The following is a 25,282-nucleotide window of genomic DNA, read 5'->3' as shown; positions in this document are numbered from 1 at the left end:
TGGCTTGGCCACTTTTGGCACAATTAGTGCAAATCGTCACTTGCGACGGTAACTTTCGATCTCAGCCATGGGCTGGGGGGGAGGGTTCCGTGTGACGAATGAGGGGCGGCCGTGGGCATCCATCCCACCCCGACTCGCCGCCGAGGTCAGACGAGGGCTGGCCGACGAGATGACCGAGGAGATCCACCGCCGGATCCCCGAATACGCCCGCCGCTGGGATGACGCCTTCGCTGCGGTCATCCATTCGGCCGTCGACCGGGTCATCGATGAGGTGTTAAGACGCGTCACCGACCAGGAGACGTCCGCCGAACCCGTCGCCGAGTTCTTCCGGGGGATCGGCCACAGCGTGGCGCGCGAAGGACGCCCTCTCGACACGCTCCAGACGGCCATCCGCGTCGCCGGGCTGACCGTCTGGCGCCGGATCTCCGCCGACGCCGAGTCCCTCAAGCTGTCCGCGCAGTTGCTGTGCGCACTCGGCGAGACCGTCATGCTCATCCAGGACGAGGTCGCCGCCGCGGCCGCCGAGGGCTACGCCCAGGCGGAGGCCGCCGTCGCCGGCGAGCTCACCCGCCGCCGCAGCCGCCTCGTCAACCTGCTCCTCGCCCGGCCGCCCGCCTCCGCCGAGGACATCATCGAACTCGCCCGCGTCGCCCGCTGGCCCGTGCCCCGCACGGTCGCCGCCGTCGCCCTCTACGAACGCCGGCAGGGCGTCGGCCGGCCGGCACTGCCGCCAGACATCCTGGCCGACCTCAGCCGCTCGAAGCCCTGCCTGATCGTCCCCGACCCCGACGGACCGGGCCGCGCCCGCCAGCTCGACGCCGCCCTGACCGACTGGGTCGCCGTCGTCGGCCCGACCGTACGGCTGTCGGAGGTGTCCCGGTCGATGCGCTGGGCCCGGCAGGGCCTCGACCTCGTACGCGGCGGCGTCATCGCCGACGACAGCGTCGTACGGTGCGCCGAGCACATGTCCACCCTGATCCTCTTCCGGGACGAGGAACTGCTCGCGGCCCTGTCCACCCGACAGCTCGCCCCACTGGCCCACCTGCGGCAGAGCCAGCAGGACCGGCTGGCGGAGACGCTGCTGGCATGGCTGCAGGCGGGACGCAACGCCAACGAGGTCGCCGTCCGGCTGCACGTCCACCCGCAGACGGTGCGCTACCGGCTGCGCCAGCTCGACGACCTGTTCGGCGAGCGGCTACAGGACCCCGACCTGCGGTTCGAGCTGGAGATCGTGCTCCGCGCCCGGGCCCTGCTGTCCGGCAGCGGGCGAGCGAGCGAAACACCCGAAGGCCAGGTGATCACCCTCCGCCGCTGACGCCATCACAAGTGGCGGGGCAGTACGCGGGAGCCGGTATGAGAGCGCTGAACGCCCAGGGAGCGAGTGCGCAGAGCGCGAGCGTCGCGCCGAGGATGGTGGGGCCGATCCAGCCGGCGGCGTCGAACAGGGCCGTGGTCGCGGCTGCTCCCAGGGCGGAACCGAGGGAGTAGAAGACCATGTAGGCGCCGATGGTGGTGCTGGTGCGGTCGGGGTAGGCGGCGGTGAGAGTGTGCTGGTTGCTCACGTGCACGGCTTGAACGGCGAAGTCGAGCAGGATCACGCCGAGGATCAGCAGCGGCAGCGACCACGGGAGCTGTCCGATCGCGACCCAGGAGGCGAGCAGAAGTGCGAGTGCGATGCCGGTGACCCGGCGCGCGTGCCCGGCATCCCCCCAGTTTCCGGACCGGGCGGCACCGAGAGCTCCGGCCAGCCCGGCGACGCCGAAAAGCCCGATCCGCGCTTCGCTGAGGTGCCACGGCGCATCGGCCAGCGGCAGGGCAATCCCGCTCCACAGGGTGCCGAACGAGGCGAACAGGAAGAACGCGATCAGCCCGCGGCTGAGGAACACCGGCTGGGCGAACAGCCCGCCGAAGGACCGAAGGACCTGCCCGTACCGTGCCGTGTTCGGGCGAACATCCGCAGGCAGCAGGGTGAGGGCGAGCAGCGCGAGGACGGCGGCGAGGATCGCCAGGGTCAGGTAGATGCTCCGCCATCCCCACAGGTCTGCGAGGACTCCCGAGATGACGCGCGCGCCCAGGATGCCGATCACCACGCCTGAGGTCACGATGCCGAGGTTGCGCCCGCGCTCGGCAGACGGAGAGATCGATGCCGCGTACGCGACGGTGGTCTGCACCACCACCGCGAACACGCCCGCCGCGGCCAGTCCGGAGAATGCCACCCAGGCGACCGGGGCGGCCGCAGTGATCGCCATTCCCGCGGCCACCAGGACGAGGTGCGCGGCGATCAAGCGCCTGCGGTCGAGCACGTCGCCCAACGGCACCAGCAGCACCAGTCCCGCCAGATAGCCGAGCTGGCCGGTGGCCACGAACCAGCCGAGCGAGTCGGCCGGAACGCCCAGGTCGCGCCCCATCGGGCCCAGTACCGGCTGCCCGGCGTAGACGCTCGCCACCGCGACCCCGCACACCACCGCCAGGAGCAGCCTCGTCCTCCAGTTCACGGACACACCTCCATTTGGTTGCAGTTTGCAACTGATTGGAGGGTAGGCAAGAATGGTTTCATTACGCAACTCATTGGAGGGGTGATGGCGCGCGACGAAACCGACGGACAGAGCCCCGCGTGGACGGACCCGAGCTGCCCGGTCGCCCGCACGGTCGATCTGGTCGGCGACCGGTGGAGCCTGCTCATCATCCGCGACGCGATGGACGGCGCCCGCTCGTTCACCGACTTCCAGCAGCGCACCGGCATCGCCCGCAACATCCTCACCGACCGACTCCGCAAGCTCACCGCCCACGGCCTGCTCACCCAGGTCGACGCCCCTTCGGGCAGACGCAGGCTGTACGCGCTCACCGAGGCGGGCAAAGACCTCTTCCCCGTGATCGTCACGCTGCGACAGTGGGGCGAACGCCACGCCTTCAAGGCGGGCGAGACGCACTCGGTCCTGGTCGACGGCAACGGCGCCCGCGTGCCCGACCTCCTGCCCGTGGCAGCGAATGGATCGCCACTGACAAGCGATACGACCTCGGTGCGACGGCACACCTGATCACCGTGTGGCCGTCACGAGTGGCGGGGCAGGACGCGGAGCGCCAGGACGGTGCACAGGACGGCCAGTGGGATCTCCAGGCAGGCCGCCATCGCCACCGCCGTGACCTGGTCCGCGCCGGGCGCGGCGGTGGACACGTCGAACCACGCGTCCACGGCCAGCAGGGTCGCGGTGACCATCGCGGTCAGGCACCCCCGGGAGTCACGCCGGGTGACGAGCACACCCGTCGTGATCAGGGCGAGCGCCTCCAGCGTGTCCAGCCCCACCCAGGCGATCGGCCAGTGCGCGGCGGTCGCGGTGGCGGGGAGGCTGGAGGCCAGTACGAACAGCCAGGGCACCAACGCCAGGCCGGCGCCGATGAGCAGGAGCCCCAGCCGGGCCGGCCATCGCGGGCGGGTCCGGATCGGGGATGCCGTGGGGCGCTTCGGGAGAGGACGCTTCGCCGGGGCGACGGGCGGGCTGATCGTGCTGGTGACCATGGTCAACAGCTTGGCGATCAACGACGTCACCGTCAGTCACGCCGCTTTCCGACTTGGGGGTGGTACTGGCTTCACCCTCGATCGGGAGTCTGCTTCATGGTGTGCCGGAGACCGGCCCGAATAGGGTCCTCTCATGACACAAGCGGTCTCACAGCACCGCGCCTCCCCTCGATGGACCGACTACCTTCCGTTGTCGCGCGGCGCGTGGCGGAACACGGCCTTCGTCACGGCCGGCGTTCCCGTCCACGCCGTGGCGCTCTCGATGGTCGTGGCGTCCTGGACGGTAATGGGCGACATCGAGTCGGTGGGAGAGGTCCTGATCAGCCTCGGGATCTCCCTCCTGCTGCCGCTCGTCCTGCTGAAGCCGTTGACGGCCGTCCAGCGGAGCCGGTTCTGGGGGCTGCTCGGCGTCGACCTCCCGGCGCCTCCCTCAGTCGGGCGCGATGTCCGGGCCTTCCTGCGCTCCCCGGCGACGTGGCGGCAGGTGGCCTACCACGCGCTGGTGGGTCCGGTCCTCGTCCTGGGCGGGCTGCTGGTCATCGTGATGTGGGCGGCCGGCTTCGGGCTGGCGCTGCTCTACGCGTACGGGTGGGCCCTGCCGCTGCACAGCCCGCTCGCGATGCCTGGGCAGTACAGGCTGTACACCAACCTGACCCTGTCCGGTGTCCTGATCCTGCTCGTCACGCCCGCCGTGGCCACGCTGGTCACACGGCTGGACGCCCGCGCCGCGCGGGCCCTGCTCGGGCCGAGCCGCGCCGAAGAGCTCGAACGCCAGGTCGAGGATCTCGCCGAGAAGCGGGCCGGCGTCGTCGACGCGGCGGACGCCGAACGCCGCCGCATCGAGCGCGACCTGCACGACGGCGTACAGCAGCGGCTCGTCTCGCTCGCGATGAACCTCGGGCTGGCCCGGGAGACCCTCACCGGTGTGCCCGACGACGCCATGCAGGTGATCACCGAGGCGCACACGGAGGCCAAGGAGGCCCTCACCGAACTGCGGAACGTCGTCCGGGGCCTGCACCCGGCCGTCCTCGACGACCGGGGCCTGGACGCCGCGCTGTCGGGCATCGCCGCCCGCGCGCCACTCCCCGTGAAGCTGCGCGTCGACGTGCCCGTACGCCCCGCGCCGACCGTGGAGGCCGTCGCGTACTTCGTGGCCTCCGAGGCCCTCACCAACGTCACCAAGCACGCCCGCGCCTCTCACGTCGAGATGGCGCTGGCCCGCCAGGGGGACATCCTGCGGATGACCATCACCGACGACGGGATCGGCGGCGCCGACCCTGCCGGCGGCACGGGCATCAACGGGCTGCGGCAGCGCATCGCGTCGGTCGACGGTACGTTCCGGATCACCAGTCCGGCCGGTGGGCCGACCGTCATCACCGTGGAGTTGCCGTGCGCATTGTGATCGCTGAGGATTCCGTCCTGCTCCGGGCCGGGTTGATCAAGCTGCTCGAGACGTCGGGGTTCGAGGTGGCCGACGCCTCGGGGGATGCCGACGGCCTGCTCGCAGCGGTCGAGAAGCACCGGCCCGACGCGGTGATCACGGACGTGCGGATGCCCCCGGGCTACTCCGACGAAGGCGTACGGGCGGCCCTGGTCATCCGCCGGCAGTGGCCGGACGTCGCCGTGCTGCTGCTGTCGCAGTACGTCGAGGAGCGGTACGCCGCGGATCTCCTCGCCGCCAACACCAGCGGCATCGGCTACCTGCTCAAGGACCGGGTCGCCGACGTCTCGTCCTTCCTCGACTCGCTGCGCCGTGTCGCCTCCGGCGGCACCGCCCTCGACCCGGAGGTCGTCGCCCAGCTGCTCGTCCGGCGGCAGAACGACCCGCTCGAGGGGCTCACCCCGCGCGAGCGGGACGTCCTGGCGCTGATGGCCGAAGGGCGCTCGAACAGCGGCATCGCCGAGGCCCTCGTCGTCAGCGAGAGCGCCGTCGCCAAGCACATCAACAACATCTTCGCCAAGCTCGGCCTCGTGGGCGGCGCAAGCGCCGACCACCGCCGGGTCCTCGCCGTACTCCGGTTCTTGGAGGGTGGATCATGAGCGCGTCCCCTGGTCTCGCGGAGACCCCGACCCGGGAACCCGCCGCCGAGGCACCCCCGCAGCGCCCGCGCCGCAAGGGCCTCTGGCTGACCGTCGCGGCGCTGACCGCGTTCGTGGTGGTCGTGCCGAACGGCGTGCAGATGTGGGGGCGGCTGATCCGCCAGACCCACGACAGCCGGATCATGTCCGGTCCTCATCCGATCACGGCGCTGGAGGTGGAAGTGGGCGCCGGCGAGGTCGAGGTCACCGCCGGGCCCGCCGGGCAGGTGACCGTGGACCAGACGCTGAAGTGGGCGCTGAACAAGCCGCACGTCGAGCGGTCGTGGGACGGCACCACCCTCCGGCTCAAGGCCGTGTGCGGGCAGGGAAGCGTCCTGTTCAGCAGCCTGGAGTGCGGCGTCGGGCTCCGCATCCAGGTCCCGGCCGAGGTCGCGCTGCAGGCGAGGTCCTCATCCGGAACGGTCTCCGCCACGGGGCTCACGGGCGCCGTACGGCTGCAGACCAGCTCCGGCGTCGTGTCGATGGAGCGGTTGGCGGGGCCCGTGTGGGCGCGTGCCAGCTCGGGGGTGATCAACGGAACGGCCCTCGACTCGTCCCAGGTGGACGTCGGGCTGTCGTCCGGAGCCACGACGCTGGAGTTCCGGACCGCGCCGCGGGACGTCACGGCGCGAACGAGCTCCGGCTCCATCTCGATCGGCGTGCCGCCGGGGCAGCGCTACCGGGTGGAGGGAGAGTCGTCGTTCGCCAAGCCGGACATCGCCGCGGGCCTGCAGGACAACACCTCCGACCGCCGCATCGAGATCCACACCTCTTCGGGATCGGCCGAAGTGCGTTACACGAACCACTAAACCCAGCACAGCGTGGCCGATAGCCTACGCTGCGTGAAGTACTTCAACACCACGGGGCCGTGCCTGGCTGACCGGCACTACCTGCTGCCGCCGCAGCCGCGATTGCCGCAGGCTCGGGCGCTCATCGACGAGGGCCGGTTCTTCGTGGTGCACGCGCCCCGTCAGACGGGGAAGACGACCACTCTCGCGGCGCTGGCCGGTCAGCTCACCCGCGAGGGCCGTCACCTCGCGGTGCGCTTCTCGTGCGAGCGGGCCAGGGCGGCGGGCGACGACTACGCGGCGGCCGAGCGGATGGTGCTGCAGGCGATCCGGGAAGAGGTGATCGCCGGCAGCGTGCCGGCGGACCAGATGCCGCCGGATCCGTGGCCGGAGACCTCCCCGGGATCGATGCTGCGGCGCGGCCTGACCGCCTGGGCCAGCCGGTGCCCGCTGCCGCTGGTGCTGTTCTTCGATGAGATCGACGCGCTCCGGGGCGACAGCCTGATCAGTGTGCTGAGCCAGCTGCGCGACGGCTACACCGCCCGGCCCGCTCCCTTCCCGCATTCGGTCGTACTGTGCGGGTTGCGGGATGTACGCGACTACAAGGCCGCTTCGGGCGGCGATCCGAACCGGCTGGGCACCTCGAGCCCGTTCAACATCAAGGCCGCGTCCCTGCGCCTCGACGACTTCACCGCCGACGAAGTGGCCGAGCTCTACGAACAGCACACGTCGGCCACCGGGCAGAAGTTCACCCCGACCGCGGTGCAGCGCGCGTTCGAGGCGAGCCAGGGCCAGCCTTGGCTGGTGAACGCGCTGGCCGACGAGACGACACGGGCGATGGGGATCGCGCCGCCGGAACCGATCACTGATGCGCACATGGACCAGGCGGTCGAGCGGCTGATCATCACCAGGGCCACGCACCTGGACTCCCTGGTGGCCCGGCTACACGAGCCGCGCATACAGCGCATCATCGAACCTCTCATCGCGGGCGAGCTTCCTGACCTGGAGGCCACGTACGACGAAGACCTGTCCTACGCACGAGATCTCGGCCTGATCTCACGGGCCCAACCCGTGCAGGTGGCCAATCCCATCTACCAGGAAGTGATCCTCCGGGTCCTGGCCGGGAGCACCGAATCGGTCGTCACGGCCGAACCCCGCAGCTTCGTCACCCGCGAGGGCCGCCTGGACTTCCACAGGCTCCTGGAGGAGTTCGTGGTCTTCTGGAAGCTGCACGGAGAGATCCTGTCCAACCGGGAGACCTACCACGAGGCCGCCTGCCAGCTGGTCTTCCTGGGTTTCCTCCACCGCGTCGTGAACGGCGGCGGCTGCATCGACCGCGAGTACGGCGTCGGACGCGGCCGTATCGACGTCGTCGTCCGCTGGCCCTGCATCGAGGCGAACGGCGAACCCACGTCGCAGTGGGAGGCCGTCGAACTGAAGGTCCATCACCCCGGCCGCCCCGACCCGCTACCCGTGGGCCTGACTCAGCTGGACGGCTACCTCAACCGCCTGGGGCTGGACACCGGCACCCTCGTCATCTTCGATCGCCGGCCGAACGCCTCGCCCCTGCCGGATCGCACCGCCCTCAGCACCGCGCGTACTCCGACGGGACGTCATATAACCCTCCTTCGCGCCTGAGTGAGCCAGGGTGCGGGCGACGTCAGGCATCCGATTGAGAGTTGTCATTCATTTACTTGATTGACTATCGTCTCGATCATGCCGACACGGAGGGCGCCGCGGCCGGAGGATCGCGGCAAGGCCGCCGAGCAGACCCGCGAGCGGATCCTCGACGCCGCCGTGGCCGAGTTCGGGGCCAAGGGGTACGCGGGCGCGCGCACCGCCGGGATCGCCGCGCGGGCGGGCGTCAACCAGCAGTTGATCTCGTACTACTTCGGCGGTAAGCAGGGCCTGCTGGAGGAGTTGCGCCGCCGGTGGCAGCGGGTCGAGTCGTCGATCGCGGCCCCCGACGCGTCCTTCGAGGAGTCGATCGCCGCGTACCTCGACGCGACGCTCGACCGTCCCGACTGGGCCCGGCTGGTGATCTGGCAGGCGCTGGGCGACTGCCCGTTCACCGACGCCGAGGAGGGCGAGCGCTACGCGGAGGCCCAGCGGTCCAAGCTGGCCGGGGCGGTGGAGAAGATGCGCCTGCGCCAGCGGTCCGGGGAGGTCACCGACGCGATCGAGCCGGAGTTCGCGCTCCTGGTCGCCTACGCCCTGGTCTTCGCGCCGATCGCGATGCCGCAGTTCGTCCGGGACATCCTGGGCGACGATCCGATGGCGCCCGAGACCCGGCAGAGGCTCCACCGTCAACTGATCAGGCTCCTCGGCGGAGCCGGAGAATAGGAAGGTCCTCGACATGGTCACGGTCGTCTTCGGTGCCCGGGGAAACGTGGGCCGGTACGTCGCCGACGGTCTGCTCGCCGCCGGCGAGCAGGTACGCGGGACGAGCCGGACCCCCGACGTCGCGGGCCTGCCGCCGCGGATGAAGGTCGTGGCGGCCGACCTGGAACGGCCCGAGACACTGCCCGCCGCCCTTGAGGGCGTGGACAAGGTGTTCCTCTACACCAAGCCGGACGGCATCGAGGGATTCGTCGAGGCCGCTCAAGCCGCCGGCGTCCGGCACGTGGTGCTGCTGTCGTCGGGGTCGGTCGTGGCCCCCGGCGCCGAGCAGAACCCGATCGCCCGGCAGCACCGCACCGTCGAGGAGGCCCTCGAACGGTCGGGCATCGCCTGGACGTTCATCCGCCCGGGGATGTTCGCCACCAACACCCTGTGGTGGTGGCAGCGGTCGATCCGAGAGCAGGCCGTCGTACGCACCCCGTACCCGGACGCCCAGACCGCCCCGATCCACGAGAAGGACATGGCCGCTCTCGCCGTCACCGCGTTGACCGAACCGGGCCACCGGCAGCGGGCCTACACCATGCACGGCGTGGAGTCGCTCACCCTGCGGCGGCAGGTCGAACAGATCGGCGACGCGATCGGCCGTAGCGTCCGCTTCGAAGTGATCTCCGTCGAGGAGGCGCGGGCGGAGATGGGGAAGACCATGCCCGCGATCGGCGTCGAGACGTTCCTGCGCCTGTGGGCGGCCTGCAACGGCACACCGGCCCAGACCTCGACCATCGTCGAGGAGATCACCGGCCGCCCTGCGCGCACCTTCGCCCAGTGGGCCCGCGACCACGCCGACGACTTCCGGTGATCGCCGACGCGGCGCCCCTTCTGTAACCTTCCTTATTACAGGAGGTGGGATGGCGGCGAACAGCAGGCTCACGATCGCCGTTCACGCTCTGGCGTGGATGGCACTGGCCCAGCGGCAGGGGCGCGATGAGCTGACCTCGGACCAGGTGGCCGCGAGCGTCAACACCAATCCGGTGGTCATCCGGCGCAGCCTGGGGGATCTTCGCAGGGCGGGGCTCGTGAGCGTACGCCACGGCGCCGGGGCCGGATGGAGCCTCGCCCGGCCGCCCGAGGAGATCACTCTCGTCGAGGTGTACGACGCGGTCGAGCGGGAGCCGCTCTTCGGAATGCACCACACCGAGCCGAACCTGGAGTGCCCGGTCGGCAAGGGCATCCGGCCGGCACTCGGGTCGGTCTACGGGGACGCCGAGCAGGCCCTGCGACGCGAGCTCGGCCGTACGTCGATCGCCGACGTGCTCCGCGAGACCTTGCAGGTGACGTGAGCGTCGTCGCCGCCCGGATCCGGCACGGCCGAAATGTAATAAAGCCAGTTACAGATGGAGCCCGATGAACGGCACCCGATCCAACGTCGTGGAACTGCGGCAGTACACGTTGCACGACGGGAAGCGCGATGTCCTGATCGACCTCTTCGAGCGGGAGTTCGTCGAATCGCAAGAGGCGACCGGCATGGAACTGATGGGCCAGTTCCGCGACGTGGACGCCGCCGATCGATTCGTCTGGCTGCGCGGTTTCCCGGACATGCGAAGGCGAGAGGCGGCCCTCCGCGCCTTCTACGGTGGGCCTGTGTGGGCGGCCCACCGGGACGCGGCCAGGGCCACGATGGTCGACACGTCGGACGCGCTGCTGCTACGGCCGGTGGACGAGCAGTCCGGCTTTCCGATGCCCGCCGTCTCCCGGTCCCCGATCGGGCAAACGGAGACGCCGTCGTCGCTCGTCGTCGCGACGATCTACCACCGCGACCGGCCGTTCGATCAGGAGTTCGCGGACTTCTTCCGGGACCGCGTGCGGCCGGTGCTGGCCGAGGCCGGAGCGACACCGCTCGCGTGCCTGCAGACCGAGCATGCCGAGAACACCTACACCGCCCTGCCCGTACGCGTCGGCGAGAACGTCTTCGTGTGGTTCGCCCGGTTCGCCGACCGTGCCGATCTCACCGCCCACCTTCGCCACCTGGAGCAGTCCGGGGTCTGGAACGATCAGCTGCTACCACACCTATCGGCGGCGATCACGGGTGAGCCACAGCGGCTGACACTGACCCCGACCGCCCGCTCCCTCCTGCGCTGACGGCCGTCCACCGCGCGCTGACAGACCCCGCCGGCGTGAGAAACCCTCACGCCGGCTGCTGGGACTCTTCGAGGTGGAGCCAGGAGATCTCTGGTTATGCGCGGGTTATGCGTGCTGGCCGGGCTGGTAGTCGCCGGCGGGCTGCTTGACGATGACGTTCATGCGGTTGAACGCGTTGATGAGGCCGATGAGGCACACCAGGGCGGCGAGCTGCTCCTCGTCGAAGTGCTTGGCGGCGTTCGCCCAGGCCTCGTCGGTGACACCACCGGCCGCGTCCGCGATGCGGGTGCCCTGCTCGGTCAGCTCCAGCGCGGCGCGCTCGGCATCGGTGAACACCGTGGCCTCCCGCCAGGCCGCGACCAGGTTGAGGCGCACCGAGGTCTCTCCGGCGTGCTCGGCGTCCTTGGTGTGCATGTCGGTGCAGAAGCCGCAGCCGTTGATCTGGCTGGCGCGCAGCGTCACCAGGTGCTGCGTCGCGACCGGCAGCGTCGAGTCCGAGAGCGCCTTGCTCGCCGAGACGATGTGCTTCCCGAACTTGGCCGCGACCGGGCTGGCGATGAGGTTCAAGCGAGCGTCCATGCTGGCCTCCTGCTGGGATGACTTGTCGAACAGGAGACGACGCCGACCCGTTTCTTTGTGACATCCCACCCCGTGTGACCTGCGCCACCAACAGACGACCGACGTGGCCGAGTCGAGAAGAGCCCGGCCGCGGGCCGCCGGGCATACGTCGCCGCCAGCCGGCCACCGCCGAGACGGAGTCGGGTCTCGGCGGGGCGTGGCGGTGGGTCAGCGGCGGTAGAGGGTGAGCTTGTCCTCGCCGATGCGCTCGCGCAGGGCCGGATCCTCGACGCCGAGTCCCTCCTTCTCCGCGCTGACGAGCAGGCCGACCTTGCCGATGTGCTGGTTGGTCTGCACCGCGCGGGTCGCCTCGCCCGCCCCGTCCAAGGTGTAGACCGTGGACAGCGTCGGGTGGATCATGCCGAGGCCGATCAGGCGGTTGGTCTCGACGGCCTCGTGGTAGTTGAACCCGTGGCTGCCGACGATGCTCTTGATGTTCATCCACAGGAACCGGTTGTCGTACTCGTGCCGATAGCCCGTCGACGAACCGCACGTGACGATCTTGCCGCCGCGCCGGGCGACGTACACCGACGCCCCGAACGTCTCCGCGCCCAGGTACTCGAACACGATGTGCGGGTCCTCCCCCGTGAGGGCGCGGATCCGCTCGCCGAGCCGCCGCCACGCCTTCGGGCTGCGCAGCCCCTCCTCGCCGAGTCCCAGCTCGGCGCGGTTGATGACGTGGTCGCAGCCCTGGCGCCGGACCAGTTCGGCCTTCTCCTCGGAGCTGACCACGGCGACCGGGATGCCGCCGCCGTTCTTGACGAGCTGCACCGCGTACGAGCCGAGTCCGCCCGTGCCGCCCCAGACCAGGACGACGTCGCCCTGCTTCATGCGGGCGCCGTGGGCGCCGACCAGCATCCGGTACGCCGTCGCCGCGCACAGCGTGTTCGCCGCCGCCTCCTCCCAGGTCAGGTGGGCGGGTTTGCGGATCAGCTGGTTGGCCTTGACGACGGTGAACTCGCCGAACGCCCCGTAGTTGTTCTCGAAGCCCCAGGCGAGGGCGGGGCTGGAGACGGCGTCCTCCTGGCTGGCGGGGTGCTGGTGGTCCATGACGCCGGCGTGGACGACGACCCGGTCCCCGACCTTGAAGTTGTGCACGCCGTCGCCGGTCCGGACGACGACGCCGGTGGCGTCGGAGCCGAGGACGTGGTACGGCTGGTCGTGCCGCGCGCCCCACCGGCCCGTACGGCCCAGCTTCTCCAGGAACGCGAACGTCGGGATCGGCTCGAAGATCGCGGACCAGATCGTGTTGTAGTTGATCGCGGCGGCCATCACCGCGACGACGGCCTCGTCCGGGGCCGGTTCGGGCATCTCCACCTCGCCGACGTGGATGGAGCGCCGGACGTCCTTGTCCGTCTCGCCGTCGAAGATGCCCACCTCGTCCTTGAGCGTGTGCGCGGCGCGGAACCGCGTCGGCAGCTCGCAGGAGAGCAGATCGGCGGGCCCGGCGCCCGCGCGGACCGCTTCGAGCAGATCGGACATGGATTACCTCCCAGTGAGGAGCGCCCCCAGATGGCCGGCGAGGGCATGGACGGCCGGTGGGTCGAGCAGATTCAGGTGGTGCGCGCCCCGGATCGGAACGACCTCCAGGCGCGGGCACAGGTCGCCGAAGCCGTTGGTCTCGTCGAGCTCGTACCGGGCGTCCCGTACGGTCCATGGCGTCGGCTCGGTCGCGCGGTAGAGGACCACGCGCCCGTCGTACGGTTCCGGCCGGTACGCCTCCAGGGACCGCGTGTCCTCGTGCGAGGTGAGCTGGTGGTGCAGGATCGCGGGCGGCAGCGTCTCCATGAGCGGCGCGGCGCGCTCCATCACCAGGGCGAGCTGAGCCTCCTCGTCGAGCGGGCGCAGCTCCTCCCGGTCGAGCGTCACGCCCAGGCCGTAGGTCTCGTTGAGGTAGGCGACGAAGTCGGCGTACCTGCGGGCGGCGGCCTCCGCCGTGTCGTCGACGCGCCGGGGGATCCCCGCGTCGATCAGGGCGAGGAGTTCGACGTCGCCGAGGATCCGGGCGGTCTCGTACGCCACCACACCGCCGAACGACCAGCCGCCGAGCCGGTACGGGCCCTGCGGCTGCGCCTCCCGGATCAGCGCGGCGTAGCGGGCCGCGCGTTCCTCGACGCTGGGCGCGTCGGCGAAGCGCTCCAGCCCGAAGAACGGGCCGCCGACGAGCGTGGCCAGCTGCCGGTACACGCCTGTCGTCCCGCCGGCCGGGTGGGCGCAGAAGAACGGCCGTCCGCGTGTCGCCGGGCTGAGCGGCCGGACGATGCGCCGCGCTGCATCCTCCTCGCCCTTACGGATCACCGAGGCGAGGTGTTCGACCGTCGGCCGGGTGAACAGCTCCGCGTGGTCGATCGGACGGCCCACCTCGAGTTCGAGGATCTCCAGGACGGTACGTGCCTGGTCCTCGCGCCCGCCGAGGGCGAAGAAGTCGTCGGTGGCCGAGACACCGTCGGCGCCGAGGACACGTTCGAAGACGCGGACGACGAGCCGCTCGGAGGCGTCCCGGGCGTCGACGAACCCCGGGTGCCCGGAAGCGTCGCGGGTCTCGCCGAACCCCGGGCGCCCGGAGGCATCGCGGGTCTCGGCGAACGCCGGGCGTTCGGGGCGTCGTGCGGTGCCGGAGGCCCGCTCGCCTGGGGCGGGACGCGGCTCCGGGTCGGCGAGGCGGAGCTCGGTGAGCGCCCAGGTGGTCAGCACCTCGACGCTGCCGCCCTGCAGCAGCACCGTCGCGGGCACCGTGAGCCCGAAGTCGTGTTCCAGCGCGCTCTTGATGCGTACCGCGACGAGCGAGTCCAGGCCGAGGTCGGTCAGGGACTGCGCCGGGTCGGGGCGGAACCCGAGGACGGTGGTGACCCGCTCGGCGACCCGGTCGCGGACCAGCGTGCGGGCGGCATCGGGTTCGAGGGCGCGCAGCGCCTCCGGGCCGGGCCAGTCGTCCGCGACCTCCGGGAGCGCGCCGACCAGCGCGGAGAAGTACGGCATGCGGCCGAGTTCGGGGAACGCGCTCACCGCGTGGCCCGGGTCGAAACGGAGCACGCCGGTGGCCGCCCGGTCGTGGGCGAGCAGCGCTTCGAGGGCCTCCGCGCCCTCCTCCGGGGTGATCGGGTCGATGCCGCTCGCGGGACCGCCGGTCAGGTTCGCCGCTCCGCCGACCCGCGACCAGGTGCCCCAGTTGATCGTGACGGCGAGCACGCCCTGCTCCCGGAGGAATCCGGCGAAGGCGTCGACCGCGGCGTTGGCGGCGGCGTACGCGCCCTGGCCCGGGGAGCCGAGCAGGGCGGCGGCCGAGGAGTAGGCGACCCACCAGTCGAGGTCGTGCCCGCGCGCCGCCTCGTACAGCCGGTACGCGCCGTCGACCTTCGGGGCCCAGACCCGGCGCAGGTCGGCCGCGTCGATGTCAGCGAAGATCCGGTCGGCGAGCGCGCCCGCGGCGTGGACGACGCCGCGCAGCCGGTCCCCGGCGGCGGCGACCATCCGCTCGGCCACGCCGGGCGCGGCGACGTCGCCGAGGACCACCTCGACCTCCACACCGCCCTCACGCAGCTCGCTGATGGCCTTCTCCGCCTCGGGCGGCGGACCGCTGCGCCCGGACAACACGATCCGTCCCGCGCCGCGCTCGGCCAGCAGCCGGGCGGTGACCAGGCCCAGGCCGCCGTAGCCACCGCTGATCACGTACGCGGCTCCCCGCCGGACGACCTTGCGCGGGCGGTGCCCGGTGGCCCGGCCCGCGCTCGCCTGCACCGGGCGCGCATCTCCGTCGCCGAGGTGGGCAGCGGCCAGCCGGGCGACGTACCGGGCGCCGCCGCGCCGGGCGATCTCGGTGTCGGCCGGGCGGGCGCGCAGCTCGGCGGCGATCTGCGCGGCGGCCACGGCCGCCGGTCCGGTGGCGTCGAGGTCCAAATGGGTGGCGCGCAGGGCCGGCGTCTCGAACCCGAGCACCCGCACCATCGCACCGACGAACGCCTGCCCCGGCTCGCCCGCTCCCGTGCCCGTCGGGCGGAGCGCACCCCGGGTGACCAGCCACAGGCGAGGCGGCACAGACCCGCTCGTCAACCCGCGGACCAGACCGGACACCGCGAGCACGAGCCGCTCACCGGTCAGATCGCCGGGCACGAGGACCACGACCTGCGCCGGAACCCCGCTCACGTCATCGCCCACCGGACGCTCGATCGCGTCCACACCCACCGGGTGACCGGCCGCATCATCTCTCGCCGGATGACCGGCCGTGCCCTCGCCCGTCGTGCTGCCGGGGGCGCCGTCGCCATCGGCCGCGTTGCCGAGGGTACGGGCGCCCGCCCCTGAGGCCATGAGGTCGCGGGCGACCTGCTCGGCGGCGGTCCAGTCGTCGATCGCGCGGACCGCTCCGGCAGGCAGCTCGCCGGCGACCGGGTCGCCCGGGGCAGCCAGCACGACCACGTCCGCGAACGACACACCGTCCGACGCCGGCAACACTCCAGCGCGCGGTACGCCAGCGGCCCGATCGCCCGAGCCGGCCGCGCCCGCGAACGGCACGCCGTGCGACGCCGGCGACACTCCAGCGCGGGGTACACCGGCGGCTCTGCCACCCGAGCCGACCGATGCGAACGAGTCGCCGTTCGTCGTCGGTGACGCTTCGGCGGGCTCCCAGACGACCTCGGCCAGCTTCGTGGTCAGCGGTACGGGCAGCTCGGTGCGCCCGTACGGGCGCATCCGGATGTCGGTGGCCTCGAGCAGGACCCGTCCCGCCTCCCCGAGCAGGCGGAGGTCGGCGGTACGGCCGTCGCTGGTCGAGATGAGCCGGATCAGGCAGCGGCCGCCGTGCCGCGTCGGCCCGTACACCCGCACGGTGCCGATCGACTCCGGCAGCCAGGCGGGCCGGGCCGGGTCCGTGGCGGACGCGCCGCGGTCCAGCAGGTCGGCGAGCGCGGCCAGGCAGCGGCCGAATACCTCGGGGTGGAGCCGGAAGTGACGATTGCCCTCCTCGGCCGGTCCGATCTCGACCTCGGCGTCCACTCCGGTGTCCTCGGCCGAGTCGGCCGACCGTCCGTTGGCCGGAATGTCCCCTGCCGGAGTGCCGCCGATCGGAACGTCGCCGGTGGGACGGGCTTCGGCCGGGTGGCCGCCGGTCGGAAGGCCGCCGGCCGGCGTGACGGTGGCGGAGGCCAGGCGGGTCCAGGTGCCTGCGGCGGTGCGCGCGTGCACGTCGACGACCTCCGCCTCGTCGTGGGAGACCGTGAGGGACGTGGTTACGGTCGTGTGCTCCTCGAGCGGCAGGAACCGGTCCAGGTGCAGCCCGGTGACGGCCACGTCCGGCCCCAGGGTCGTGGCACCCGCGGCCAGCGCGATCTCGGCGTACGCGGCGGCGGGCAGGAGCGGCTGCCCGAACGGCCGGTCCGCCCACGGCGACGCCGCCGTGCCCACGTCGGCGCTCCAGACGTGCCGGTCCTCGCCGGGCAGCTCGACGTGCGCACCGAGCAGCGGATGCTGGCCGGCCACGCCGCGCGGCGGGATGTCGATCCAGTGGTGGCGGTGCTCCCACGCCGGGACGGGAACGTCGACGACGCGGCCCGGCGGCGAGGGCGCGGGCAGGTGGCCGTGGACGGTCAGCGTGGCGAGGGCCTCGTGGAAGGTGACGGTGTCGTCCACCTCCGATGGCTGCTCCTGCCTGGAGCGCCGGGGAGGGCGGCGCAGCGTCGGGACGACGAGCGCGCCGTCGGCGGTCTCCGCGATCGCCTGGGCGAGCAGAGGATGCGCGTTCACCTCGACGAACGTCGTGAAGCCGTCCTCGGCGGCGGCGGCGATCGCGTCGGCGAGGCGTACGGTCCGGCGGGCGTTGGCGGCCCAGTAGCCGCCGTCGAACGCCGGGGCCTCGCGTGGGTTCTCCAGCACGGTTGAGTAGAACGGCACGTCGGCCGCGCCGCTGCGGACGTGCGCGAGTTCGGCACGCAGCGGGTCGAGGATCGGGTCGACGGCGGGCGAGTGGCCGGCGCCTTCCGCCTGGACGAGCCGGGCCAGCAGGCCATCGTCGGTGGCACGGGCGGCGACCCGGGCGAGTTCGTCGGCGTCTCCGGTCAGGACGGTCTGCCGCGGCGACGAGCGGACCGCGACGTGCACGTCGGCGCCGTCCCGTACGAGGCCGAGCGCGTCGTCGGCCGCGCAGCCGAGGACGAGCATCGCCCCGTCGCTCGTCTCGGCGAGACCGTCGAGCAGGCGCGCGCGGGTGGTGATCACCTTGACGCCGTCGGCGAGGGACAGCGCCCCGGCGGCGACCGCCGCGGCGACCTCGCCCATCGAATGGCCGATCACCGCGCCGGGCTCTGCGCCGTACGAGCGCAGCAGCGCGGCCAGCCCGGCCTGCAGGCCGAACAGCGTGGTCATCGTGCGGTACACGCCGGTGACCCGTTCACCGCTCTCCAGCACGTCCCACAGCGAGAAGCCGGCCTCGGCCGCGAACGGCCCGTCGAGCGCGTCGATCGCGGCGGCGAACGCCGGTTCCTCGGCGAGGAGCCGCCGGCCCATGCCGGGCCGCTGCGCGCCGTACCCGGAGAACACCCAGACCGGGCGGGCGTCGCGGCCGATCGTGGCGCCGGTGATGCGCGGCGCGCGGAGCGCCTCGGCGAGTGCCGTTCGGTCGCGGCCGACGACGGCGGCGGCCGCGCGGCCCCGCCCGAAGCGGCGGCTCAGTGTGTGGGCGACGTCCGGCAGGGCCGAGTCGGGCGCGGCCTCGAGCCGGTCGGCGAGGTCGGCGGCGTACGGCCCGATCCGGTCGGCCTCGACGTCGGAGAGCAGGAGGGTGTGCACGGCCGGCCCGCGGCGGGGGCGTGGCAGGTCCTCCGCCGCGGGGGCCTCTTCGAGGACGACGTGCGCGTTCGTGCCGCCGAATCCGAAGCCGGAGACCCCGGCGAGAGCGGGCCGGCCGGTCCCGGGCCACGGCGTCTCGTCGGCGGCGACCGCCAGCCCGAGCCCGGGGAGGTCGATGTGCGGATTCGGCTCGCGGTAGTGCAGGCTCGCTGGGATCCGCCGATGGGCCAGCGCGAGAACGACCTTGATCAGCCCGGCGACGCCGGCGGCGGCCTCCATATGCCCGAGATTGGACTTGACCGACCCGATCAGAACCGGCCGACCGGCCGTGTCCCGGCCCTCCCCGTCCAGGCCGTCCGCCGCCGGCCCGACCACGCCCCCGGCACCCGTCGCCGGGCCGATCCAGTCCAGGGCGGTGCCGAGGGCTCGGGCCTCGATCGGGTCGCCGAGGAACGTGCCGGTGCCGTGCGCCTCCACGTAGTCGGGCCGGGGAAGGCCCGCGTACGCCGACCGGACGACCGCGACCTGGGCCTCGGCGTTCGGCGCGACCAAACCGTTGGAGCGGCCGTCGGAGTTGACCGCCGAGCCGCGGATCAGCGCCAGCACGCGGTCGCCGTCGCGCTGCGCGTCCGACAGCCGCTTGAGGATCAGCACGCCGCAGCCCTCGGCGCGCACCATGCCGTCCCCGGACGCGTCGAACGGCTTGCAGCGGCCGTCCTGAGCGGTCGCGCCGCCCAGGTCGAACGTCTTGGTGATCAGCGGGGAGAGCAGGACGTTGACGCCGCCGGCGACGGCCAGGTCGCTCTCCCCCTCGCGCAGGGACCGTACGGCCAGGTGGGTCGCGACCAGCGACGACGAGCAGGCCGTGTCGACGATCATCGAGGGGCCGCGGAGGTCGAGGAGGTAGGAAAGGCGGTTCGCGACGATGCTCAGCGCGGCGCCGGTCGCGGTCCAGGGTCGCAGCGGCGCGGTTCCGGTGACGTAGCCGTACTCGGGGGCGGAGACGCCGACGAACACGCCGGTGCGGCTGCCGCGCAGGCTCGGGGGCGCGAGGCCCGCGTGCTGGAACGCCTCCCAGGCGACCTCGAGGAGGAGCCGCTGCTGCGGGTCCATGACGTCGGCCTCGTCGGGCGTGATCCCGAAGAACCGCGAGTCGAAGCCGGCGATGTCGTCGAGGAACCCGCCGAGCCGGGTGACGTCCTCGAGTGAGCCGTCGTCGAAGGCGTCCCAGCGGCCGTCGGGCACCTCGCGGATCGCGTCGCCGCGGTCGAGGAGAAATCGCCAGTACGCCTCCGGTCCGGACACGCCACCAGGGAAACGACAGCCGATTCCGACAACCGCAATAGGGTGGGCGAAATCAGTTGTGGCCGATTCCGGCCGATTCGCGAAATCACCGTCCGGAGCGGAGAATTCACCGTGGGCGATGGCGTCGGTGAGCCGGGCAATGGTCGGATGTTCGTAAACGAGGGTGGCGGGCAGCCGCATACCGATGAGGCGTTCGAGTTCACCGGCGATGGCGACCGCATCGCGCGAGGTCAGGCCGAACTCATCCAGCGGCTGGTCCGGGTCGACCTCGGAAGAGGGCACCCGGCATCGGCTCGCCACGGCGTCGACGAGAAAGCGGCGAATCGCCGACTTTTCGAGTCGGCGGGGGCCGGCTTCGCCCGGTTCGGTAGCCGCCATTTGTGCTACCCCCATTACACACGGTCACATGGGAAAAGACGCTGAGGAGTGAACACCGTGTCTTATCCGGCATGAGTCTCGATGCGCACATAGGCCACTTTTCTCCCACGCGCCTTATCACTGCGATGACAAGACTCCCCGTGGCGAATATGGCGTTATAGGGCGAATGACCCGCGCGCGACATGGATGGACGCTCACTGTGATCGCGGTCGCCGGGTTCATGACCACGCTGGACAACACGGTCGTGAACGTCGCGCTGCCGTCGATCCAGCGTGACCTGCGCATCTCCCTGCCCACGCTGGAGTGGGTCGCCACCTCGTACATCCTGATCTTCGCCAGCGTGATGCTCGCCGGCGGCCGGATGGCGGACGTGTACGGCCGCAAGAAGATCTTCCTGATCGGCCTGACGATCTTCACGGCGGCGTCGGGGCTCGCCGGGCTGGCGCAGACCGCCGAGACGCTCATCGCCGCCCGGGTCGTCCAGGGCGCCGGCGGCGCACTGGTCATCCCGGCCGGGCTCGCGCTCGTCACCGTCGGCCGTACCGAACGCGAGCAGGCGACCGGCACCGTCGTCTGGGTGGGCTCCGCGGCGCTGGCCCTCGCGCTCGGCCCGGTGGCCGGCGGGTACATCGCCCAGCACTGGGCGTGGAACTGGATCTTTCTCATCAACCTCGCGCCCGGCGTGCTGGTCGTGCTGCTGGGCCTCCTGGTCATCCCGGAGTCGCGGGACACCACGGCAGAGGGCGTCGACCTGCCCGGCATGCTCGCCTCCGGCACGACGCTGTTCGCCGTCACGTACGCGCTCAGTGAGGTCTCCGCGAACGGGTGGGGCAGTGGCCTGGTGCTCGGCGCGTTCGCCCTGGCCGCCGTGGGGCTCGTGGCGCTGATCGTCGTCGAGCGGTGGGCGGCCACGCCAATGATCGACCTGGTGTTCTTCCGGAGCCGGGCGTTCGCGGGCGGCGTCGCGGTGCAGATCCTGTGGGGCGTCGGCTTCAACGGCGTGCTCTTCTACGCCTCGCTGTTCCTGCAGGAGGTGCTGCGGTTCTCCCCGACCAGGACGGGCTCGGTGTTCCTGCCGCCGGCCGTGGTGATCGCGCTCCTGACCCCGGTGTCGTTCTGGGTGGGCCGGAAGATCGGCGCGCGGTCCACGATCGCCTGGGGCCTGCTGCTCATGGCCGTCGGGATGACGGCGTTCGCGCTGCTGCGCCCCGGCGACGGCTACACCGACCTGCTGCCCGGCGTCGCCCTGATCGGCATCGGCTCGGCGTTGAACATGCCGCTCACCCAGTACGTTCTGACCTCCATCCCCGACGAGCGGGCCGGCGTCGCGGGCGGGATCCTCAGCGTCGGGCGGGAGGTCTCCGGGGCGTTCGGGATCGCCGTCATCGGTCTGATCATCGCGGCGCGGCAGGACTCCGAGGTGACCTCCGGAGCGACTCACGCCGCAGCGTTCCAGCACGCGACCTCGATCGGCCTGCTGTGCGGCGCCGGCCTGGTCTGCCTCGGCGCGTTGATCGCCCTCGTCACGCTGCCGGCCCGGAAGCGCCGTGCCCGGCACGCCCGGCCGCCGTGGAGCGAGGCCGCCGACGCTCACGTCACGCCGGAGCCGCCTCCCCTGCTGACCTGGACGCCGCCCGCCGAGACCACCGCCTCGCCGGAACCGCCGCTGCTGCCTACCCGGTCGGCAACCGCCGACGCACCCGCCGCCCTGGAACCGCCGCCGCTGCTCACCTGGACGCCGCCTGCCGAAACCGACACGCCGGAGCGGCCGCCGCTGCTGACCTGGTCGCCGCCTGCCGAGAGCACCCGGTGACCGCGGTGGCGCGCACCATCGTCATACTGGCGGCCGGCTCCCGGGGGGACGTCCAGCCTTGCGTCGCGCTCGGCCGGGAACTCGCCGCGCGCGGCAACGCCGTACGGTTGATCATCGCCGCCGGCCACGAGCCGCTGGCCGCGGGACTCGACACCGCCGTCCTGTCCATCGACCCGGCCCGGCTCCTGGAGACCGACGAGGTCCGTGAGTGGCTGCTGGGCGGCCGCAACCCCGTGCGGTTCGTCAGCGGGTTCAAACGGCTCATCCGGCCGATGGCCGAGATGCTCCTCGAGGAGATCCGGTCCGCCTGCAAGGACGCCGACCTGCTGCTGTTCCCGACGCTGGGATTCGTCGGGCACCATCTCGCCGAGTACCTGGGCGTCGACGAGGCGCTGATCCACTTTCAGCCCAGCCATCCGACGAACGCGTTCCCGCACCCGCTCGTGCCGCGGGCGTTCGGGGCCGAGCGCCTGAGCTTCCACCTCGTCGACCAGATCGCCTGGCAGCTGGGCCGGCCCATCGTCAACGCGTGGCGCCGGGACACGCTCAGCCTGCCGAAGCTCTCCCTGAGCGGCCCGATGCGAAGCGTCCGGGACGTCCCCGTGCTGGCCTGCTTCAGCGAGGCCCTCGTACCGCGGCCGCCGGACTGGCCCTCGTCCGTGCACGTCACCGGCTACTGGTTCCTCGACGAGCCCTCCTGGACCCCGGACCCTCGGCTCGCGGACTTCCTCGCCTCCGGTCCGCCGCCGGTCTACGTCGGGTTCGGCAGCATGGTGCCCCGCGACCCCGAGGCGACCTTCCGGACCGTACGGGCGGCGCTGCGCGTCGCGGGCGTCCGGGGGATCGTCGCCCTCGGGGACGACGGGAACGCGGACGACGACGTCCTCGTCGTGAGCGACGTGCCGCACTCGTGGCTCTTCCCGCGGACGCTCGCGGTCGTGCACCACGGCGGCGCGGGCACCACCGCCGCCGCCCTGCGCGCCGGGATCCCCGCCGTCGTCTGCCCGTTCTTCGGCGACCAGCCGTTCTGGGGCGACCGGGTGGCGGCGATCGGCGCCGGGCCGCCGCCGCTGCCGATCAAGCGGCTCGGGCCGGGGTCGCTCGCCGAGCGGATCACCAGGGCCGTACGCGACGGCGGGATGCGCCGCCGGGCGGCGTTGATCGGCCGGCGCATCGCGGCGGAGGACGGCGTCGGCCGCGCCTGCGCCGCGCTGGACAGGCCGATGAATCGGATGAACGGGGACGGTCGATGACGAGCTTCGTGCACCACCTGCGCGCCCAGGTCGCGCGCTTCGGAGACGAGCGCTGGTACGCGTTCGTCGACGATCGCAAGGGCGACCTGGTCGAGGTCGAGCGGGCGACGTTCGCGGAGCTGGACCGCCGCGCGCGGTCGGCGGGCGCGTGGCTCGGCCGCGCCGGGCTGGGCGGGGAGGCGGCACTGCTGCTCTACCCGGCGGGGCTGGAGTTCCTCCGGGTGTTCCTCGGCTGCCTGTACTCACAGGTGATCGCGGTGCCGTCGCCGCTGCCGTCGACCGATCCGCGCGCGCTGGAACGCGCGGAGGGCATCATCAAGGACGCCGACATCCGGATGGTGCTCACGGACAGCGCGAACGCGCCGCTGCTCGCCGCATGGCTACGCGACGCCGGCCTCGACGGCCGGGTGGAGTGCGTCGCCACCGACGCCGTCGAGCTCCCCGACCCGGACGTGTGGAGAACGCCGGAGCTGGAGCCGGACACGCCGGCGTACCTGCAGTACACCTCCGGCTCGACCAGCGAGCCGCGCGGCGTACTGCTCTCCCACGGGAACCTGCTGCACAACTCGGCGCAGATCTACACGGTGCTCGGCCGTCCCGAGAACGGGATCGGCGCGGGCTGGCTGCCGCACTACCACGACATGGGGCTGATCGGGCTGCTCCTCCAGCCGCTGTACGCGGGCGGCAGCCTGGCGTTCACCTCGCCCGTGTCGTTCGTGATGAAGCCGGTGCTGTGGCTGCGGATGATCAGCCGCTACCGGGCCGGGTACACCGTCGCGCCGAACTTCGCCTACGAGTGGCTGGTGCGCGGGGTCAAGGACGACCAGCTCGACGGGCTGGACCTGTCCTCGCTCGCCTGGGCGCTCAACGGCGCCGAGCCCGTACGCACCGCGACGCTGGAGAAGGTCGTACGGCGGTTCGGCCCCCTCGGGTTCCGCCGGGAGGTCTGGGCGCCGGGCTACGGCATGGCCGAGTCGACGCTGCTCGTCACCGGCACCGAGCGCGGGCGCGGGCCGGTCGTCGGCCGCTTCGACGCCGCCGCGCTGGAGCAGGACCGCGCCGAGCCGTCAGCGCCGGGAGGTCGGCCGGGGCCGGGAGGTCGGCCGGGGCCGGTTGGTCGGGAAGAGCAGGTCGGTCAGGAAGAACCCGAAGGCCGGCCGGGGCGGGCTGATCGGGAAGGACCGTCGGGACGGGTTGGTCGGGAGGGGCCGGGAGGTCGGTCGGGGTGGGTTGGTCGGGAGGGAGACAGCGTGGAGCTGGTCGCCTGCGGCCGGCCCATCGACCTGACCGTACGGATCGTCCGGCCCGAGTCGGCCGAGCCGCTACCCGACGGCCGGATCGGCGAGATCTGGGTCGCGGGCGGCAGCGTCGCGCTGCGGTACTGGCAGCGCGCCGAGGCGAGCGAGGAGACCTTCCGGGCGCGCCTGGCCACCGGGGAGGGGCCGTTCCTGCGCACCGGCGACCTCGGTTTCCTGCACGACGGCGAGCTGTACGTCACCGGCCGGCTCAAGGATCTGATCATCGTCAACGGCCGGAACATCTATCCACAGGATGTGGAAGAGACGAGCCGGGACGTCCACCCCGCGGCGCGGGCCGCCGCCGCGTTCGGCGTGGAGGACGGGCGCGAGCACGTCGTGCTGGTCCAGGAGGTACGCCCCAAGGACCTGGGCGACCTCACGTACGAGGACCTCGCCAGAAAGCTCAAGGGTGAGCTGGCGAGGGCCTTCGGCCTGCCCTCGATGAACGTCGTACTCGTCCAGCGGGGCGGCGTCGGCAAGACCACCAGCGGCAAGATCCAGCGGCGGCGGATGCGCGAGATGTTCCTGGCCGGCGAGATCAGCCCCTTGCACGCCGAGCTCGAACCCGAGCTCCGCGCCCTCACCGGCAGATAGACCGGGCTCCCCTCACCCGGTGCACCACTTCTACGGAGGCCCTCTTGCCCAGCGAAACGCTGATCCGCGACTGGCTCACGCAGCGCGTCGCCGAGTACCTCGAACGCTCCCCCGCCGACATCGACCCGGCGGCCATGCTGGCCGAGTACGGCATGGACTCGGTGTACGCGATGAGCCTGTGCGGCGACATCGAGGCGGAGTACGACCTGGACGTCGAGCCGACCCTCGCCTGGACCCACCCGACCATCGACGCCCTCGCCGCCCACCTGAGCGAGCGCGTCGGTGACCGCCCAGCCCCCGACGCTGTCCTTCCCAACCAACCGACCCCGACCGACCTCCCGGCCTTTCCCGACCAACCGACCCCGACCGACCTCCCGGCCTGACCC

19 protein-coding genes are annotated in these 25,282 nt (G+C 72.1%); 14 read left to right on the top strand and 5 right to left on the bottom strand.

Annotated features, from left to right (window positions below; all coding sequences use genetic code 11):
- Positions 1 to 91: 91 nt before the first annotated feature.
- Positions 92 to 1,315, top strand: a complete 1,224-nt coding sequence (locus ABEA24_RS33990; protein ID WP_345435993.1) for a PucR family transcriptional regulator — start codon at positions 92 to 94, stop codon at positions 1,313 to 1,315.
- Here ABEA24_RS33990 and ABEA24_RS33985 read toward each other — a convergent pair.
- Positions 1,299 to 2,495 (bottom strand): MFS transporter, encoded by a 1,197-nt coding sequence (locus ABEA24_RS33985; RefSeq protein WP_345435991.1) that lies wholly within the window; start codon positions 2,493 to 2,495, stop codon positions 1,299 to 1,301. The two genes, ABEA24_RS33990 and ABEA24_RS33985, sit on opposite strands and share 17 nt — an antisense overlap.
- A gap of 84 nt (positions 2,496 to 2,579) precedes the next feature.
- Between ABEA24_RS33985 and ABEA24_RS33980 the strand changes: the two genes are divergently transcribed.
- Positions 2,580 to 3,038, top strand: coding sequence for a winged helix-turn-helix transcriptional regulator (locus tag ABEA24_RS33980; protein WP_345435989.1), 459 nt, complete (start codon positions 2,580 to 2,582; stop codon positions 3,036 to 3,038).
- Between the two features lie 14 nt (positions 3,039 to 3,052).
- Here ABEA24_RS33980 and ABEA24_RS33975 read toward each other — a convergent pair whose 3' ends face one another.
- Positions 3,053 to 3,538 (bottom strand): hypothetical protein, encoded by a 486-nt coding sequence (locus ABEA24_RS33975; protein ID WP_345435987.1) that lies wholly within the window; start codon positions 3,536 to 3,538, stop codon positions 3,053 to 3,055.
- A 112-nt stretch (positions 3,539 to 3,650) separates the two neighbouring features.
- Between ABEA24_RS33975 and ABEA24_RS33970 the strand changes: the two genes are divergently transcribed.
- The 8 genes from ABEA24_RS33970 to ABEA24_RS33935 all read left to right on the top strand — a co-directional run bounded on the left by ABEA24_RS33970 (position 3,651) and on the right by ABEA24_RS33935 (position 10,860).
- Positions 3,651 to 4,919 carry a sensor histidine kinase gene (locus ABEA24_RS33970; RefSeq protein ID WP_345435985.1) on the top strand — a complete coding sequence of 423 codons (1,269 nt, stop codon included), beginning with the start codon at positions 3,651 to 3,653 and terminating at the stop codon, positions 4,917 to 4,919.
- Positions 4,907 to 5,557, top strand: coding sequence for a response regulator (locus ABEA24_RS33965; protein WP_345435983.1), 651 nt, complete (start codon positions 4,907 to 4,909; stop codon positions 5,555 to 5,557). The genes ABEA24_RS33970 and ABEA24_RS33965 overlap by 13 nt, the downstream gene beginning before the upstream one ends.
- Complete coding sequence (locus ABEA24_RS33960) at positions 5,554 to 6,405, top strand: DUF4097 family beta strand repeat-containing protein (protein ID WP_345435981.1); 852 nt, start codon at positions 5,554 to 5,556, stop codon at positions 6,403 to 6,405. The genes ABEA24_RS33965 and ABEA24_RS33960 overlap by 4 nt, the downstream gene beginning before the upstream one ends.
- 33 nt (positions 6,406 to 6,438) lie before the next feature.
- On the top strand, positions 6,439 to 8,022 hold the full coding sequence (locus ABEA24_RS33955) for an ATP-binding protein (protein WP_345435979.1): 1,584 nt from the start codon (positions 6,439 to 6,441) through the stop codon (positions 8,020 to 8,022).
- 78 nt (positions 8,023 to 8,100) lie between these two features.
- The gene (locus tag ABEA24_RS33950) at positions 8,101 to 8,727 is read left to right on the top strand and encodes a TetR/AcrR family transcriptional regulator (RefSeq protein ID WP_345435977.1); all 627 of its coding nucleotides are present in this window, start codon (positions 8,101 to 8,103) and stop codon (positions 8,725 to 8,727) included.
- A gap of 13 nt (positions 8,728 to 8,740) precedes the next feature.
- A complete protein-coding gene (locus ABEA24_RS33945) occupies positions 8,741 to 9,580 on the top strand; it encodes an NAD(P)H-binding protein (RefSeq protein ID WP_345435975.1) in 840 nt (279 codons plus the stop codon).
- A 49-nt stretch (positions 9,581 to 9,629) separates the two neighbouring features.
- A complete protein-coding gene (locus ABEA24_RS33940; RefSeq protein ID WP_345435973.1) occupies positions 9,630 to 10,061 on the top strand; it encodes an Rrf2 family transcriptional regulator in 432 nt (143 codons plus the stop codon).
- 64 nt (positions 10,062 to 10,125) lie between these two features.
- Positions 10,126 to 10,860: an NIPSNAP family protein gene (locus ABEA24_RS33935; protein WP_345435971.1), complete on the top strand. Its 735-nt coding sequence runs from the start codon at positions 10,126 to 10,128 to the stop codon at positions 10,858 to 10,860.
- 105 nt (positions 10,861 to 10,965) lie between these two features.
- On the opposite strand, the gene ABEA24_RS33930 is transcribed toward ABEA24_RS33935, so the two are convergent.
- The 3 genes from ABEA24_RS33930 to ABEA24_RS33920 all read right to left on the bottom strand — a co-directional run bounded on the left by ABEA24_RS33930 (position 10,966) and on the right by ABEA24_RS33920 (position 19,938).
- Positions 10,966 to 11,439 carry a carboxymuconolactone decarboxylase family protein gene (locus ABEA24_RS33930; RefSeq protein ID WP_345435969.1) on the bottom strand — a complete coding sequence of 158 codons (474 nt, stop codon included), beginning with the start codon at positions 11,437 to 11,439 and terminating at the stop codon, positions 10,966 to 10,968.
- A gap of 207 nt (positions 11,440 to 11,646) precedes the next feature.
- A complete protein-coding gene (gene ccrA, locus ABEA24_RS33925) occupies positions 11,647 to 12,960 on the bottom strand; it encodes a crotonyl-CoA carboxylase/reductase (protein WP_345435967.1) in 1,314 nt (437 codons plus the stop codon).
- Positions 12,961 to 12,963: 3 nt separating this feature from the next.
- Positions 12,964 to 19,938: an SDR family NAD(P)-dependent oxidoreductase gene (locus tag ABEA24_RS33920; protein WP_345435965.1), complete on the bottom strand. Its 6,975-nt coding sequence runs from the start codon at positions 19,936 to 19,938 to the stop codon at positions 12,964 to 12,966.
- Positions 19,939 to 20,137: 199 nt separating this feature from the next.
- Between ABEA24_RS33920 and ABEA24_RS33915 the strand changes: the two genes are divergently transcribed.
- Genes ABEA24_RS33915 through ABEA24_RS33900 form a run of 4 tightly spaced genes read left to right on the top strand, consistent with a single transcriptional unit; the run spans position 20,138 to position 25,279 of the window.
- Positions 20,138 to 21,751: an MFS transporter gene (locus tag ABEA24_RS33915; protein ID WP_345435963.1), complete on the top strand. Its 1,614-nt coding sequence runs from the start codon at positions 20,138 to 20,140 to the stop codon at positions 21,749 to 21,751.
- Between the two features lie 5 nt (positions 21,752 to 21,756).
- The gene (locus ABEA24_RS33910; protein WP_345435961.1) at positions 21,757 to 23,004 is read left to right on the top strand and encodes a glycosyltransferase; all 1,248 of its coding nucleotides are present in this window, start codon (positions 21,757 to 21,759) and stop codon (positions 23,002 to 23,004) included.
- Positions 23,001 to 24,896, top strand: coding sequence for a fatty acyl-AMP ligase (locus ABEA24_RS33905; RefSeq protein WP_345435959.1), 1,896 nt, complete (start codon positions 23,001 to 23,003; stop codon positions 24,894 to 24,896). The genes ABEA24_RS33910 and ABEA24_RS33905 overlap by 4 nt, the downstream gene beginning before the upstream one ends.
- Before the next feature lie 44 nt (positions 24,897 to 24,940).
- Positions 24,941 to 25,279, top strand: coding sequence for an acyl carrier protein (locus tag ABEA24_RS33900; RefSeq protein ID WP_345435957.1), 339 nt, complete (start codon positions 24,941 to 24,943; stop codon positions 25,277 to 25,279).
- The last annotated feature ends 3 nt before the right edge of the window (positions 25,280 to 25,282 follow it).

Source organism: Actinoallomurus vinaceus (assembly GCF_039542055.1).
In the GTDB taxonomy this organism is placed as follows: domain Bacteria; phylum Actinomycetota; class Actinomycetes; order Streptosporangiales; family Streptosporangiaceae; genus Actinoallomurus; species Actinoallomurus vinaceus.
The sequence above is the reverse complement of the archived record's forward strand: the minus strand, read 5'-3'. Positions and strand labels throughout refer to the sequence as shown.

Bases quoted from the DNA above. Each gene is read 5' to 3' on its own strand.
- ABEA24_RS33950 (WP_345435977.1), top strand. From the start codon at position 8,101: ATGCCGACACGGAGGGCGCCGCGGCCGGAGGATCGCGGCAAGGCCGCC.
- ABEA24_RS33940 (WP_345435973.1), top strand. From the start codon at position 9,630: ATGGCGGCGAACAGCAGGCTCACGATCGCCGTTCACGCTCTGGCGTGG.
- ABEA24_RS33930 (WP_345435969.1), bottom strand. From the start codon at position 11,439: ATGGACGCTCGCTTGAACCTCATCGCCAGCCCGGTCGCGGCCAAGTTC.
- ccrA (WP_345435967.1), bottom strand. From the start codon at position 12,960: ATGTCCGATCTGCTCGAAGCGGTCCGCGCGGGCGCCGGGCCCGCCGAT.
- ABEA24_RS33905 (WP_345435959.1), top strand. From the start codon at position 23,001: ATGACGAGCTTCGTGCACCACCTGCGCGCCCAGGTCGCGCGCTTCGGA.
- ABEA24_RS33920 (WP_345435965.1), bottom strand. From the start codon at position 19,938: ATGGCGGCTACCGAACCGGGCGAAGCCGGCCCCCGCCGACTCGAAAAG.
- ABEA24_RS33980 (WP_345435989.1), top strand. From the start codon at position 2,580: ATGGCGCGCGACGAAACCGACGGACAGAGCCCCGCGTGGACGGACCCG.
- ABEA24_RS33945 (WP_345435975.1), top strand. From the start codon at position 8,741: ATGGTCACGGTCGTCTTCGGTGCCCGGGGAAACGTGGGCCGGTACGTC.
- ABEA24_RS33970 (WP_345435985.1), top strand. From the start codon at position 3,651: ATGACACAAGCGGTCTCACAGCACCGCGCCTCCCCTCGATGGACCGAC.
- ABEA24_RS33960 (WP_345435981.1), top strand. From the start codon at position 5,554: ATGAGCGCGTCCCCTGGTCTCGCGGAGACCCCGACCCGGGAACCCGCC.
- ABEA24_RS33935 (WP_345435971.1), top strand. From the start codon at position 10,126: ATGAACGGCACCCGATCCAACGTCGTGGAACTGCGGCAGTACACGTTG.